This window comes from Massilia genomosp. 1 (genome assembly GCF_011682185.1).
Lineage (GTDB): Bacteria > Pseudomonadota > Gammaproteobacteria > Burkholderiales > Burkholderiaceae_D > Telluria_A > Telluria_A rubra.
Map to the genome: position 1 here is coordinate 1 of NZ_WHJF01000137.1, position 14,716 is coordinate 14,716.

Consider the following 14,716-nt stretch of genomic DNA (forward strand, 5'->3'; position numbering starts at 1 on the left):
GCTCGTCCTGGGTAAGCACAATCTCCGTCGCAATTCGCATTAGCTTTCTCCTGGTTGATGCACAAGAATAGCGCCTCATCCGCGATATTTCAATACGAAGCACTGAGAATGCAACACTACACTAGTTGCAAGTTAAAGCTCTGACCCCGGTGTGGGGCGAAGCTCTGACCCCGGTGCGGGGCGGCTGGGGTCTGTTCGGCACGTTGACAGGCGATTCTGGCGCGGGGGATTGTCCTTTTCGCGCTTTTATCAGGTACAATGCCCTCTGTTGGAGCAAACGATGTCGATCGTTCGTGTAGTGCGCGCCCGGAGCTTCGCCTCCCTGCCGCTGCGGCGAACCAGCGTTTCTCTTGAAAATCAACGGTTTAGCCTCGCCAGGTATGCAGGTAACCGTGTGGCAGGGTTCGCATCTCGCCACCTGTAACATTCCCGCCCAGCGCGCTTCGTCGCAGGCGACGGATTCCAGTTTCAACGTGTTTTCATGCTGTCGGCGTCATTTCGGTGACGCGCGCCGCCATGCGTTGAATGGTATTGGGTTGTTTTTTTCTCTGCAGATCTAATTGCAACATCCGCATACGACATCGTTATGAATACTGATGAGGCCAAACGGGTCCTCGAAACCGCTTTGCTCTGTGCGCGCGAGCCCATGTCGATCCACGGCATGAAGAAGCTGTTCGTCGATGTCGATGACCATGGCCGCCCTCTCGGCGCCGGGGTCGGCGCCGATACCATCAAGATCATGCTCGAAGAGTTGCGCCGCGATTGGAGCGAACGCGGGATCGAGATCGTCAGCCTGGCCAGCGGCTGGCGCTTCCAGAGTCGTCCGGAAATGAAGCAGTACCTCGATCGCCTGAGCCCGGAAAAGCCGCAGAAGTATTCGCGCGCCACCCTGGAAACCCTGGCGATCATCGCTTACCGCCAGCCGGTCACCCGCGGCGATATCGAAGAAATACGTGGCGTTGCCGTCAATTCGCAGACGATCAAGATGCTGGAAGACCGCGGCTGGATCGATGCCATCGGCTACCGCGATGTGATCGGGCGCCCGGCCTTGTTGGGTACGACCAAGCAGTTCCTTGACGATTTGGGTTTGAATTCGCTGTCCCAGCTGCCGCCGTTGCAGCAAATCAGCGACATGCGGGGCGGTCACGACATGGAAACACTCGAGGCTGCCTTGCAGGAAAATTTTGACAAAGCGGCGGCCTCGGAGGCCGCAAACGACGATGGTGCAGGTAGCGGCGACGCGCAGGAGGCATTTCCTCCCGCCGTCGCGGATGCGGCCGGCTCCGATACTTCATCTCCTGAAGTCCCCATTCACGACCCTGCGCCAGAAATAACGGTTGACGCTGCGCCAGGTCAGCACAACCAAGAAACGAATAATGAATCCAACTAAACCGACAGAGACAAGTAACGCCGACGTAGCAGGCATGGACGAGGCAGTAGCGAAGCCAAAACGCCGCACCAAGGCACAGATAGAGGCGGACGCCGGCGCCGACGCGCCGAAACCGAAACGCGCCGCCGCCAAAAAGGCCGTCACCGAAGTCGAGGCCGCCACGCCCGCCGCGCTGGATGCCCCAGCCAAGGCCCCGGCCAAGCCGCGTGCGAAGAAAGCGCTTGCCGTGGCAGCGGATGAGTCCGCTCCGGCAGCCGCCAGCGCAGCCGTCGCCGCCGCAGCGGTCGCCGCACCAGTCGTCGCCGCCGACAAGCCTGCCCCCGCCGCCCGCAAGCCGCGCGCCCCGAAAGACAGCGCCGCGCCGGCAGTGCAAGCAGCCGCCGATGCCGCCGCCCCGGCCGCCGACGGCGCCGCGCCCGCCAACGGCGAGCGCGGCCCACGTGCGCCACGCGGTCCGCGCCAGATGCGTGAGCTGCGCGGCCAGCGCGAAGCGCGTATCCAGATGGAGCGCGTCGAGTCCGGCGAGCCGGAAGTGGTGGCCGAAGCGCCCGCCGAGCCGGTCGCCCGCCCCGAGCGCGGTCCGCGCCCCGAGCGCAGCCTGGACGCCAAGCCGCGCGTCAAAAAGAATAAAAAAGGCAATCCGGGCCTGCAGCACCACGGCAAGAACAAGCTGAACGATGCCGATGCGGCGTTTTCGTACGTCACCTCGGACGCGTTCGACGCCATCGACGGCGGCCGCGCGCAGCCGGTCAAGCTGGTGCGCCGCGACCTCACGTCCGACGACGACGCGCCGAAGCTGCACAAGGTGCTGGCCGAAGCCGGTCTCGGTTCGCGCCGCGACATGGAAGACCTGATCGTCGCCGGCCGCGTGTCGGTCAACGGCGAGCCGGCCCACATCGGCCAGCGCATCCTGCCGTCGGACGCGGTGCGCATCAACGGCAAGCTGATCCACCGCAAGGTGAGCAGCAAGCCGCCGCGCGTGCTGGTGTACCACAAGCCGGCCGGCGAAATCGTCAGTCACGACGATCCGGAAGGCCGTCCATCGGTATTCGATCGCCTGCCGACCATGAAGGCCGGCAAATGGCTGGCCGTCGGCCGCCTCGACTTCAATACCGAAGGTTTGCTGCTGTTTACGACTTCCGGTGACCTGGCCAACCGCCTGATGCACCCGCGCTACAACATCGACCGCGAATACGCGGTGCGTACCCTGGGCGAGCTGGAAGAGGGCATGCGCCAGAAACTGCTGGCTGGCGTCGAGCTCGACGATGGCGTCGCGTCGTTCACCAAGATCGCCGATGGCGGCGGCGAGGGCATCAACAAATGGTATCGCGTGGTCATCGGCGAAGGCCGCAACCGCGAGGTGCGCCGCATGTTCGAGGCGGTCGGCCTGACCGTCTCGCGCCTGATCCGTACCCGCTACGGCATCATGACCCTGCCAAGCAACCTCAAGCGCGGTCGTTGGGATGAGATGGAAGAAAACACCGTGCGCGACCTGCTCGTGGCGTTCGGCGTCGAGAAGAAGGGCGCCGGTGCCGGCGCCGACGCGCGCGGTCCGAAAGGCCGCAGCGACGCCAAGCCGCGCAGCGACGAGGACAAGCGTTCCGATGGCAATCGCATCGACCGCGTCGACGCCAACCGCAATGCCGATCCGTTCGGTCCGCCGAACGGGCGTGGCGGTGCGGGGCGCGGCGCCGGCGGCCGTCCGCAAGGACGTCCGGGTGGTGCGGGCGGCATGGGCGGGCAGGCGCGCAGCGCCGGCGGTTTCGATGGACAGAGCCGTGGCCAGGGTCAAGGCCAAGGCCAAGGCCATGGCCGTCCGCAGGGCGACGGCCAGCCGCGTTCGGCGCGTCCGCAGGGTGATGGGCAGCCACGCACCGGTCGTCCGGCTGGCGGCAATGGCGGCAATGGCGGCAATGGTGGTGGCGGGGCCAAGGGGCCGCGCCAGCCCGATCCGTTGCAGACGACCTTCGGTTTCGGGAATGCGGGTGGCGGGAATCGTCGTCCGCAGGGTCCGCAAGGTCCGCGCAGCGCCGATCACGGCATGCCGCGTCGCGGTCGCCGGGGTTAAGCAAGCCGTCGTTCCCGCCAAGGGGCTTGCCGAGGCCGGGAACGACGGTGGCGCTGTTGTTTTGTGGCCGAAGCGGCGCGCACGGTTCTGCCCGCGGCAGCGTGAACGCGGCTTTTGTTTTAAACTTGATAGTGTTGTATGCCTGTTCATTTGCCAGTCATCGGATTGCGAACGGCCCGATAACAGGTTATAATCTGCAGCCTAATAAAAGTTCTTCCCACCACAGACTGGTGCAAGTGCTTTCATCTGGTCGGGAGTATAGGAAGATGGGCACATGCCCATTTTTTTTTTGGTAAATCGTTTTTAGTGGTCCCGCGGGGCCGTGATCTGGAGAACTTGTTTGCAGCAGTTTGAATTAATCGCCAAGACAGTCAGTGGCCTGGGCTACGAACTCGTTGATGTCGAACGGGGCGAGCGCGGCATCCTGCGCGTGTATATCGATTTCACTGCAGCCGACGCGGCCGAAAAAGGCCCGATTACGGTCGAGGACTGCGCCACCGTGAGTCACCAGTTGTCGCACGTATTGACTGTGGAAAACGTCAACTACGAGCGCCTGGAAATCTCCTCGCCGGGGCTCGACCGCCCGGTGCGTACCCTGGCCGATTTCGCGCGTTTCGCCGGTTGCGAATGCACCGTGAAGCTGCGCGTGGCCATGCCCGGCACGGCCGACCGCAAGACCTACACCGGTATCTTGCAGGCCCCGGAAGGCGAGAATGTCGCATTGGAATTTGAAAGCAAGGATGGTCCGGCGCTGTTGGAGTTTACGCTCGCCGACTTGGATAAGGCACGCTTGGTGCCGCAAGTGGATTTTAAGGGACGCAAAGCATGAGCCGCGAAGTTTTGTTATTGGTTGACGCGCTGGCGCGCGAAAAAAATGTCGATAAGGATGTGGTCTTCGGGGCGCTCGAATTCGCATTGGCGCAAGCCACGAAGAAGCGTTACGAGGGCGAAGTCGACATTCGCGTGTCCATCGACCGCGATTCGGGCGAGTTCGAGTCCTTCCGCCGCTGGCACGTCGTGCCCGACGAGGCCGGCCTGCAGCTGCCCGACCAGGAAATCCTGCACTTCGAAGCCAAGGAAAACATCCCCGACATCGAAGTCGACGAATACATCGAAGAACCGATCGAGTCCGTCGAATTCGGCCGCCGCTTCGCGCAAGACACCAAACAGGTGGTCCTGCAGCGTGTCCGCGATGCCGAGCGCGAACAGATCCTGGTCGACTTTTTGGAGCGCGGCGACTCGCTCGTGACCGGCACCATCAAGCGCATGGAACGCGGCGACGCGATCGTCGAATCGGGCAAGATCGAAGCACGCCTGCCACGCGACCAGATGATCCCGAAAGAGAATCTGCGCATCGGCGACCGCGTGCGTGCCTACATCCTGCGCATCGACCGCAATATGCGCGGCCCGCAGGTGATCCTGTCGCGCACCGCGCCGGAATTCATCATGAAGCTGTTCGAGCTGGAAGTGCCGGAAATCGAACAAGGCTTGCTCGAAATTAAATCGGCAGCGCGCGACGCTGGCGTGCGCGCCAAGATCGCCGTGTATACGGCCGACAAGCGCATCGACCCGATCGGCACCTGCGTCGGCATGCGCGGTTCGCGCGTGCAGGCCGTGACCGGTGAACTGGGCGGCGAAAGAGTCGACATCGTGCTGTGGTCGGAAGATCCGGCCCAATTCGTCATCGGCGCCTTAGCGCCGGCGAATGTCTCGTCGATCATGGTCGACGAAGAAAAGCATGCGATGGACGTCGTGGTCGACGAGGAAAACCTGGCAATCGCGATCGGCCGCTCCGGCCAGAACGTGCGCCTGGCTGCCGAGCTGACCGGCTGGAAGATCAATATCATGACAGCGGAAGAGTCCGAGAATAAATCGGCTCAGGAAACCGCGGCAGTGCGCGCACTGTTCATGGAAAAACTCGACGTCGACCAGGAAGTGGCCGACATCCTGGTGGAAGAAGGATTCGCTAGCCTCGAAGAAATCGCGTATGTGCCGATTTCCGAGATGCTCGATATCGAATCCTTCGACGAAGATACCGTCAACGAACTGCGGACCCGTGCCCGTGATGCGCTGGTGACTGAAGCAATTGCTTCGGAAGAAGGCCTGGAAGGGATGGACGAGCAGCTGGTTAACCTGGAAGGCATGGACCGCAACACTGCGGGCAAGCTGGGCCTGGCCGGTATCAAGAACGTTGAGGCGTTCGCGGCGCTCGCGTACGACGAATTTGGCGCTATTTTGGCGCTGGCGTCGGACCGTGCACGTGATCTGATCAAGAATGAATTTAATGATGTGACCGACGACGAGATGAAGCTGGTCGACTCAAAGTATGACGACCGCGCCAAGGCGCTGCAGGCGAAAGCCTGGAGCCTGGCAGAAGTGGTCAAGGCTTAATTTGAGTAACCTTATCATCTGTCTCGACACAAAGAAAAGAGGACTGAATGGCGAGTAACAACGTAGCCCAATTTGCCACCGAACTGAAGATGCCTGCAGATTTGCTGCTGACGCAGCTGCGTTCTGCCGGCGTCGATAAAAGTTCGACGTCAGATCCATTGTCGAAAGATGATAAGGATAAGTTGTTGGATCACCTGCGCCGTACCCACGGCACGGCGACCGACACCGAGAAGAAGAAAATCACGCTGACGCGCAAAGAAACCACCGAGATCAAGCAGGCTGACGCCACTGGCAAGTCGCGCACGATCCAGGTCGAAGTACGCAAGAAGCGCACCTTCGTGCAGCGCGACGATCCGGCACCGGCGCCCGCGCCGGCACCGGTCGCGCCCGTTGCACCGGTGATCGACGCGGCCGAAGTGGCCCGTCGCGAGGAAGAAGCACGCCGTCAGCAAGAGCTGATTGCGCGCCAGGAAGCCGACCTGCGTGAAAAGCAGGAGCGCCTCGCCAAGCTCGACGCTGAAAAAGAAGCCCAGGCCAAGCAGGCCGAGACCGACGCCAAGAAAGAAGCCGACGCCGAAGCGAAGCGCGTAGCCGCTGCCGCCGCGGCCGCCGCTGCTGGCGCCGACCAGGCTGCCGCCGACGAAGCGAAGAAGGCTGCCGCCGACGAAGCCAAGAAAAAGGCGGCTGTCGCTGCGCAAGAAGCTGCGGCCCGCGCCGAAGCGAACGACCGCGCCCGCAAGGCCGTGGCCGATGAAGTCGCGCAGATCAAGGCCATGATGAATGCGCCGCGTCGCGCGATCAAGGCGCCGGAACCCGTTCCGCCGCCGGTCGCCGCGATCAAGCCGAAGCCGCCCGAAGGCACCCTGCACAAGCCAGCCGACAAGAAGCCGGGCGACAAGCCAGGCGACAAGAAACCGGTCACGGCGGACAAGAAGTCGATCAAGTCGGCCAATGTCTCCTCGACCTGGTCGGACGACGCGAAAAAACGCGGCGCGCCGGGCTCGATCAAGCCACGTGGCAACACCGGTTCGCCGGGTGGCCGCGACAGCTGGCGCGGTGGCGCCAAGGGTCGTCGTCCATCGCACAGCGATGACCGCGAAACCAATTTCCAGGCGCCGACCGAAGCGGTCATCAAGGACGTTCACGTTCCTGAGACCATCACGGTCGCCGAACTGGCGCACAAGATGTCCGTCAAGGCATCCGAAGTGATCAAGCAGCTGATGAAGCTGGGCCAGATGTGTACGATTAACCAGGTGCTGGACCAGGAAACGGCCATGATTCTGGTCGAAGAGATGGGCCACAAGGCGTTTGCCGCTGAACTCGACGACCCTGAAGCACTGCTGGCCGACCAGGGCGAACACGCCCACTTCGAAGCCGTCTCGCGCGCACCGGTGGTCACCGTCATGGGTCACGTCGACCATGGTAAGACCTCCTTGCTCGATTACATCCGTCGCGCCAAAGTGGCGTCGGGCGAAGCGGGCGGGATCACGCAGCACATCGGCGCTTACCACGTCGAAACGCCGCGCGGCATCATCACCTTCCTCGACACCCCGGGTCACGAAGCGTTTACGGCGATGCGTGCAAGGGGAGCGAAAGCGACTGACATCGTGATTCTGGTGGTTGCCGCCGACGATGGCGTGATGCCGCAGACGAAGGAAGCGATTGCTCACGCAAAAGCTGCCGGCGTACCGCTGGTGGTGGCGATCAACAAGATCGACAAGCCGGGCGCCAACCTGGACCGGGTCAAGCAGGAACTGGTTGCGGAACAAGTCGTGCCGGAAGAATACGGTGGCGAATCGCCATTCGTGCCGGTGTCGGCCAAGACCGGCGAAGGCATTGATGCCTTGCTGGAACAGGTTCTGCTGCAAGCCGAAGTACTGGAACTCAAGGCCCCGATCGACGCGCCAGCGCGTGGCCTGGTGGTCGAGGGACGTCTGGACAAGGGCCGTGGCCCGGTCGCGACGATCCTGGTGCAGTCCGGCACCCTGCGTCGCGGCGACGTGATCCTGGCTGGCTCCTCGTATGGCCGCGTGCGCGCCATGCTGGACGAAAACGGCAAGGCGATCAGCGAAGCTGGTCCGTCGATCCCGGTCGAAATCCAGGGCTTGACCGAAGTGCCGGTTGCCGGTGAAGAAGTCATGGTCATGGCCGACGAGCGTAAAGCGCGTGAAATTGGTCTGTTCCGTCAAGGTAAGTTCCGCGACGTCAAACTGGCCAAGCAGCAAGCTGCCAAGCTCGAGAACATGTTCGACAACATGGGCGAAGGCGAAGTCAAGAATCTGCCGGTCATCGTCAAGACCGACGTGCAGGGTTCGCAGGAAGCGCTGGTCGGCTCGCTGCAAAAACTGTCGACCTCCGAAGTGCGCGTTCAGGTTGTTCACGCGGCGGTGGGTGGTATTACGGAGTCCGACGTCAATCTGGCGGTCGCATCGAAAGCGGTCATCATCGGCTTTAACACCCGTGCTGACGCCCAGGCGCGCAAGCTGGCCGAGTCGAACGGCGTGGACATTCGCTACTACAACATCATTTACGATGCGATCGACGAGATCAAAGCGGCCTTGTCGGGCATGCTGGCACCGGAGAAGCGCGAGCACATCACCGGCCAGGTCGAGATTCGCCAGGTTATCCTGGTCTCGAAAGTCGGCGCGATTGCCGGTTGCCTGGTCACCGATGGTGTGGTCAAGCGTTCGTCCTCGGTACGCCTGCTGCGCAACAATATTGTTGTGTGGACTGGCGAGATCGACTCGCTCAAGCGCTTCAAGGACGACGCGAAAGATGTCCGCGCCGGTCTGGAGTGCGGCCTGTCGCTCAAGAACTACAACGATATCGAAGTCGGCGACGTCCTCGAAGTGTTCGAAGTTCAAGAGATCGCCCGTACGCTGTAATCGTCGGATGCAGCACAGTGGGCGCCCTGGAAACGGGGCGCCTCCGGTGGCCGTCAGCCTGACGCTATTGCGGCCACCGTCCCACAAACCGTCATTCCCGCCTGCGCGGGAATGACGGTTTTTAAGTTTGTGGTATCAGGCCCTGTCGCAGCATCCGGCGCTTCGCTTTTCCACCCTACAAAATCATAAAGAGTAGTATACGACCATGGCTAAACACAGCAAAACCATTCCCGCCCGCGGCTTGCGCGTGGCCGACCAGATCCAGCGCGACCTGGCCGACATCGTCGCGTACGGTCTGAAAGACCCGCGCATCGGCATGATCACCATCACCGAAGTCCAGATCACCCCCGACTACGCCCACGCCAAGGTGTTCTTCACCATGTTCAAGGACGACAAGGATGCGATCAAGAACACGGTCGACGGCCTCGGCGCCGCAGCCGGCTTCATCCGCAACCAGCTGGGCAAGCGCCTGCACATCCACACCTTGCCGATGCTGCACTTCGTACACGACACCTCGACCTCGCGCGGCATGGAAATGTCGCTCCTGATCGACCAGGCCAATGCCACCCGCGCGGCCGACGCCGAGCCGGACCCGGTGCCGGAAGATGCGTCGCCTAGCGCGTCGCCTGGCGCGTCGCCTAGCGCGTCGCCTAGCGCGTCGCCTAGCGCCAGCAAGCCGGACGCCGACTAAGCCAGCATGAAACAAGCCCACATCAAACGGGTGCGCGACCTGGTCGACGGCGTGCTGCTGCTCGACAAACCGGTCGGCCTGTCGTCCAACGATGCGCTGATCAAGGCCAAGCGCGTGCTCAACGCCAAGAAAGCCGGTCACACCGGCACGCTCGACCCGTTCGCCACCGGTTTATTGCCGCTGTGCTTCGGTGAAGCGACCAAATTCTCGCAAGACTTGCTCGAAGCCGACAAGCGCTACGAGACCACGGTTCACCTGGGCATCACCACCACCACCGGCGACACCGAAGGCGAAGCGATCGACATGCGCGATGTCGACGTCACCCTGGCCCAGATCGAAGCGGTGCTGCCGCAGTTCCGTGGTCCCATCATGCAAGTGCCGCCCATGTATTCGGCGCTCAAGCGCGACGGCAAGGCTTACTACGAGTATGCGCGCGAAGGCATCACGCTCGAGCGCGAAGCGCGCCCGGTCACCATCCTCAAGCTCGAACTGATCTCGTTCGAGACGCCGCTGCTGAAGTTGGCGGTTACTTGCAGCAAGGGGACCTATATCCGCGTGCTGGGCGAAGACATCGGCCACGCGCTCGGTTGCGGCGCGCACCTGATCGAGCTGCGCCGCACCCAGGTCGGCGCCTTGACCATCGATGGCATGGTGACCCTGGAAGCCTTGCAGGCGCATGAGGCGCCACTGACCCTGCTGGCCCCGGTCGACGCCTTGCTGTCGAGTTTTCCGGCGGTGCAATTGACCGAGGAACTGGCCAAGCGCTTCCTGCAAGGCCAGCGCCTGGCGCTCGGCAAGGAAGGACTGACGCTGCCGGACACCGTGGGACGGGTGCGGGTGTATCACGACACCCGCCTGCTGGGCACGGCGAACTTGCAGGAATACGCGATCCTGGCGCCCGAGCGCCTGATCGCCGCCGCGCACTGAGTTCGGGCGCTCGCGGCCGACGTTCTTGCGCTGGCCCGCGCGTTGCTGCCGGGCCTCCTCAGTTATTCAGCGAGATAACCTTGCCCTGCTCGTTAAACCAGACTTCGCCGTTACCCAGCATGATGCCCTGGGTATTGCTCGACATATTATGCGGCACGCCGTTCAGGATGGCGGCCCGATATTTGTCGGTGAAAATGGCGTCGTAATTGGCGATCAGCGCCGCGCCGGTCTTGAGCGTGGTACGGCGCCCGCCGACGCTGACGTTGACCGGATAGCGCAGCTGCGCCGCCACCACCTTTTTGTTGCCTTCCTTGACGCCCAGCCAGAATGTATAGGCTGCGCGGTTGATCCGCATCACATCCTCCGCAGTCTCGGCGCCGGCGCGCCAGTAGCGGTCGTGGGTGCCGCCCTTGCCGCCGCCGGTGCTGCTCAGGTGTACCGGCAGGCTGGTGGCCGAGCCGCGCTTGCGCCAGACGCCATCGAGCGCGTTGCACTCCTTGGACGGGCTCAGATCGAAGTCGGCGCTCTCCTTGCCATGCTCGTCCCATTCGGCCAGCTTGATGCGGCCATCGGCTTGTACCGTTCCGCGCACGATGATGTCCTTGCGCTGCGAGACGTAAAAATAGTCGCCGGCGACGCCCGGGTTGTCGAAGATGAGGCTCATGCCGATCCGGTACTTGCCGCCGATGCTGCCCTCGAATTCCGACAAATAGCCCGGATGCGCCTCGCACGCCGCCAGGGCGGCAGGACAGGCCAGGCCGAGTGCCGCGCCGTAGATCAGCGCTATAATTCCGGGTAGATTTTTTTTCATGAACGCCGCCTGAAGGTGAATGCCATTTTGCTATCCACGCCATATTACCTGTTTTGCCGCCAAGCATACACAGCGCCGGCGCGCGCCGTGCAAGGCCGCTAGCGATGCCATTTACACCTTTCCATCTTGGTCCGGGCGCGGCGATGAAGGCCGTCGGCGGGCGTCATTTCAGCTTCATGGTGTTCGGCGGCGCCCAGGTGCTGATGGATCTGGAGCCGCTGGTGCGCATTTACATGAACACCAGCATCTTGCACGGCCCCACCCACAGCGTACCCGGCGCGCTGCTGGTCGGCGCCGTGGCCGCGCTGACCGGCAAGCCGGTCAGCGAATTCGTGCTGCGGCGGCTGCGCATCCCCCATCAGCCGATCAGCTGGCTCGCGTCCTGCACCGGCGCCTTCCTGGGCACGTTTTCCCACGTCGTGCTCGACGCCATCATGCACGACGACACGCAGCCCTGGTGGCCCTTATCGAGCGCCAACCCTTTCCTCGGACTGGTGTCGGTGCGTGCGCTGCACCTGGCCTGCCTGCTGGGGGTGGCGTTCTGGCTGGTGGTGGACACCTGGCGCCAGTTCAGGAAGCGCCGCAACGGCGGCGCCGCCGATCACCAGTGATAGGTCAGCGCCGTGAACGCGGCGACGTTGTGCGGACTGTCGGTCAGCGGGCTGTCGGCCGCGCTGCCCATCAGGCGCGAGACGTTCACGCCGGTGCTGAGCGCATACTTGGTGCTCAGGTCCACATTCCAGCGTAGCGTCAGGTCGATATTCTTGATCCCGGCCCTGGCCTGGTAGACCGGCCTGCGGCTGCGCGCCGCCTGCTCCGCTGAAATCCCGAAAGACGATTGCATGAAGCCCTTGTTGACCAGGTTCATGCCCAGGTTGGCACTGAGCGACTGGTGCGTCGAGAGCCGCATGCCGTAACCGGCGCCCAGGTTCAGGCGCACGCCGCTACGGTCGTCGCCGCCGCCGTACATCACGCTCGAATGCAGCCCGATGTTGTGCGCCCACTGATAATGCGCAAACGCCCCCACCTCGATGCCCAGACGCAGCTTGTCTTCGCGGTCGTCGGCGCGGCGCGAGCGCGTGCCGTAGCTGAGCACGGGGCCGAACTTGAGCATCGGGTCTTCCGACAGTTGCATGCCGAGCTCGCCAGGTTCGGCGAAGATGCCGTTGCTCCACTGCGCCGATATGCTCGGCAGCACGATTGCCTTCATCCCGCTGCGGCCTTCGCTGACCGGCACCAGCGCCGCAATCAGGCTGAGATCGATATCGGTGGTGCCTTCCGGCATCTGGGTGGTGGGCGATTGCGCCGCCGCGGGCAGGCCGATGGCGGCCAGCAGGGTGAGGGCGGCGACACTGGCGCGGTAGCGCGCCGGGCTTGGGATGGTCATGGTTTCCTGTCGGAGTGGGTGGTCAGATGTAGCCAAGTTCGAGCCCGCGCAGCACCGCGCGCACGCGGTCGCGCACAAGGAGCTTGGCGAGGATGTTCGAGACGTGGTTCTTGATGGTGCCTTCGCTCGGCCCGAGCGCGGCGCCGATTTCGGCGTTGTTCAAGCCGGCCGCCATCAGCGCCAGGATTTCGGTTTCGCGCGCGGTCAGGCGCGCGCCGCCGGAGGCCGGCAGCGCCAGGCCGCTGGCCTGTTCGTAGGCGGCGCGGGTGCGCTCGGTCAGGCCCGGGCGGAACAGGGTGGCGCCGGCGGCGACGCTGCGGATGCCGTGCGCCAGCCGTTCGAGCGAAATATCTTTCAGCAGAAAGCCGCGCGCGCCGGCGCGCATGCCGTCGAACAGCGCTTCGTCATCGTCGAAAGTGGTCAGGAGGATGGTCGGCGGCAGCAAGCCCTGTTGCCTGCGCAGCAGTTCGATGCCCGAACACTGCGGCATGCGCACGTCCAGCAGCAGCACATCGGCCTGGGCCTGCGCGATCACGGCCACCGCTTCATCGCCGTTGGCCGCTTCGGCCACCACCCGGATATCTGGTGTCAGGTCGAGCAGGCCGCGAATGCCGCTCCTGACCAGCATCTGGTCGTCCACCAGCACGATGCGGATCGGGATCATGCCGCCGCTCCCGCTTGCGGCAGGCGGATGTTGAGCGCAAAGCCATGCGGCGCGCCGTTGGCGGCCAGCAGCGTGCCGCCCAATTGGTCCAGCCGTTCGCGCATGCCGCGCAAGCCATTGCCTTCGGCCGCGCCACCGCTGCCACGGCCGTCGTCGGCGATGTCGAGCGCCAGGTCGCCGTTGGCGTCGCGCCGCAGGGCGATCGTCATGGCCGCCGCGCCCGCGTGGCGGATGGCGTTGCTGATCGCTTCCTGCACCGCGCAAAACACGGCATGGGCGACTGCCGCCGAATCGATCCCGAGCCGCTCGCCGATGTCGAGCGCGATACGCGGCGCCGGAATGCCGGCGCACAGTGTCTGCAGCGCCAGGCGCACGTCGATATCGCATCCGCCGCGTTCGCTGCTGACCAGCAGGCGCACGTCGGCCAGCAGGGTGGCGGCCAGGGTGCTGGCGGTGGCCAGCGACGGCGGGGCGGCCCTGCCCGCCTGGCGGCTGGCCAGGTCCAGGTGCAGCTTGAGCGCGGTGAGGTGGTGGCCGGCCATGTCGTGCAGGTCGCGCGCCAGGCGCATGCGCTCGCTGGCGCGCACCGCTTCGGTCAGCAGCGCCTGGGTCGCCTGCAGTTCGGCATGCGCCGCGGCCAGCGCCACGCGCGCGCGCCGTTCGCGCAGGGCCACCTGCACCAGCGCCGTGACGATGCACATGATCGCCGCTTCGGCGGCCGCGAGCGTGCAAGCCATGATAAAACGTCCATCGGACATGCGCAGCGCCGCAATCGTCAGCAAGGTCGTGCCCGATGCCAGAAAGATCGCGGCCGCCAGCCAGCGCATGGCGGCGCGCAGCGGGAGTGTGCCGAGCTGGGCGGTGAAGACATAAATCAGGCCCATGTCGCCGACCACGGCCAGGCACAATTGCAGCGCCAGCGCCGCCGGCGAGCGCAGCATGGCGGGCCAGGCCGGTCCGCTGGCGCGCAGCCAGGCCAGCGCGGCAAAACCGATGGCGCAGCCGGTCTGCAGGATGCGCAGCAGCAGGGCGGTCAGTTCGATGCGGTCGGTGCCGGCGCTGAGGGCCGATGGCGCGCTCGTGAAGCGGGCCGCCACGTTGCGGGCCAGGTAGCCGCCCACGCTATGGAACTCCTCGGCATCGGGCGGGTAGCCCCATAGCAGCACGCAGCCCGGTCCCGCCACCAGGAGGCAGGCCAGGGGCCATACGGCACGCGGGAAAAGCTGATCGAATCGGAATGTCATCATGGCGCCTGTATGCGCCGGGAGCGCTTGCTGTCGAGGCCGTAATTTTACGTGACGGCGGGTGGCGCCGGTCAGTGCCGGAAGTCATGCGCGCTCTCTATCTTCCGGCACATGGCGCCAGCGCGGCCCTGCACTAGTGTAGTGTTGCATTCTCAGTGCTTCGTATTGAAATATCGCGGATGAGGCGCTATTCTTGTGCATCAACCAGGAGAAAGCTAATGCGAATTGCGACGGAGATTGTGCTTACCCAGGACGAGC

13 protein-coding genes are annotated in these 14,716 nt (G+C 64.0%); 9 read left to right on the forward strand and 4 right to left on the reverse strand.

The window, feature by feature from the left end; all coding sequences use genetic code 11:
• Positions 1-350 precede the first annotated feature (350 nt).
• From F1735_RS30050 to truB, 8 genes are all read left to right on the forward strand, one after another.
• Positions 351-560 carry a hypothetical protein gene (locus tag F1735_RS30050; protein ID WP_167240344.1) on the forward strand — a complete coding sequence of 70 codons (210 nt, stop codon included), beginning with the start codon at positions 351-353 and terminating at the stop codon, positions 558-560.
• 26 nt (positions 561-586) lie between these two features.
• Positions 587-1,390 (forward strand): SMC-Scp complex subunit ScpB, encoded by an 804-nt coding sequence (gene scpB / locus F1735_RS30055; protein ID WP_167240345.1) that lies wholly within the window; start codon positions 587-589, stop codon positions 1,388-1,390.
• Positions 1,391-1,424: 34 nt separating this feature from the next.
• Positions 1,425-3,458, forward strand: a complete 2,034-nt coding sequence (gene rluB, locus F1735_RS30060; protein ID WP_229506037.1) for a 23S rRNA pseudouridine(2605) synthase RluB — start codon at positions 1,425-1,427, stop codon at positions 3,456-3,458.
• A gap of 340 nt (positions 3,459-3,798) precedes the next feature.
• The gene (gene rimP / locus F1735_RS30065; protein ID WP_167240347.1) at positions 3,799-4,287 is read left to right on the forward strand and encodes a ribosome maturation factor RimP; all 489 of its coding nucleotides are present in this window, start codon (positions 3,799-3,801) and stop codon (positions 4,285-4,287) included.
• Positions 4,284-5,849, forward strand: coding sequence for a transcription termination factor NusA (gene nusA / locus F1735_RS30070; RefSeq protein ID WP_166894921.1), 1,566 nt, complete (start codon positions 4,284-4,286; stop codon positions 5,847-5,849). Before rimP ends, nusA begins: the two co-directional genes overlap by 4 nt.
• Before the next feature lie 47 nt (positions 5,850-5,896).
• Positions 5,897-8,734 (forward strand): translation initiation factor IF-2, encoded by a 2,838-nt coding sequence (gene infB, locus F1735_RS30075; RefSeq protein WP_166894923.1) that lies wholly within the window; start codon positions 5,897-5,899, stop codon positions 8,732-8,734.
• Between the two features lie 205 nt (positions 8,735-8,939).
• Positions 8,940-9,425 (forward strand): 30S ribosome-binding factor RbfA, encoded by a 486-nt coding sequence (gene rbfA / locus F1735_RS30080; RefSeq protein ID WP_167240348.1) that lies wholly within the window; start codon positions 8,940-8,942, stop codon positions 9,423-9,425.
• A gap of 6 nt (positions 9,426-9,431) precedes the next feature.
• Entirely contained in the window at positions 9,432-10,352 is a 921-nt protein-coding gene (truB, locus tag F1735_RS30085) for a tRNA pseudouridine(55) synthase TruB (RefSeq protein ID WP_167240349.1), read from the forward strand.
• 58 nt (positions 10,353-10,410) lie between these two features.
• Here the strand turns inward: truB and F1735_RS30090 are convergent, their stop codons facing one another.
• A complete protein-coding gene (locus F1735_RS30090; protein WP_167240350.1) occupies positions 10,411-11,163 on the reverse strand; it encodes a hypothetical protein in 753 nt (250 codons plus the stop codon).
• 104 nt (positions 11,164-11,267) lie between these two features.
• Between F1735_RS30090 and F1735_RS30095 the strand changes: the two genes are divergently transcribed.
• Positions 11,268-11,774, forward strand: a complete 507-nt coding sequence (locus F1735_RS30095; RefSeq protein ID WP_167240351.1) for a metal-dependent hydrolase — start codon at positions 11,268-11,270, stop codon at positions 11,772-11,774.
• Here F1735_RS30095 and F1735_RS30100 read toward each other — a convergent pair.
• From F1735_RS30100 to F1735_RS30110, 3 genes are read right to left on the reverse strand one after another with little or no spacing between them, the layout of a single operon-like run.
• Positions 11,765-12,550: a MipA/OmpV family protein gene (locus tag F1735_RS30100; protein WP_167240352.1), complete on the reverse strand. Its 786-nt coding sequence runs from the start codon at positions 12,548-12,550 to the stop codon at positions 11,765-11,767. The genes F1735_RS30095 and F1735_RS30100 overlap by 10 nt on opposite strands.
• A gap of 22 nt (positions 12,551-12,572) precedes the next feature.
• Positions 12,573-13,214: a response regulator gene (locus tag F1735_RS30105; RefSeq protein WP_167240353.1), complete on the reverse strand. Its 642-nt coding sequence runs from the start codon at positions 13,212-13,214 to the stop codon at positions 12,573-12,575.
• On the reverse strand, positions 13,211-14,458 hold the full coding sequence (locus tag F1735_RS30110; RefSeq protein ID WP_167240354.1) for a sensor histidine kinase: 1,248 nt from the start codon (positions 14,456-14,458) through the stop codon (positions 13,211-13,213). Before F1735_RS30110 ends, F1735_RS30105 begins: the two co-directional genes overlap by 4 nt.
• Positions 14,459-14,716 lie beyond the last annotated feature (258 nt).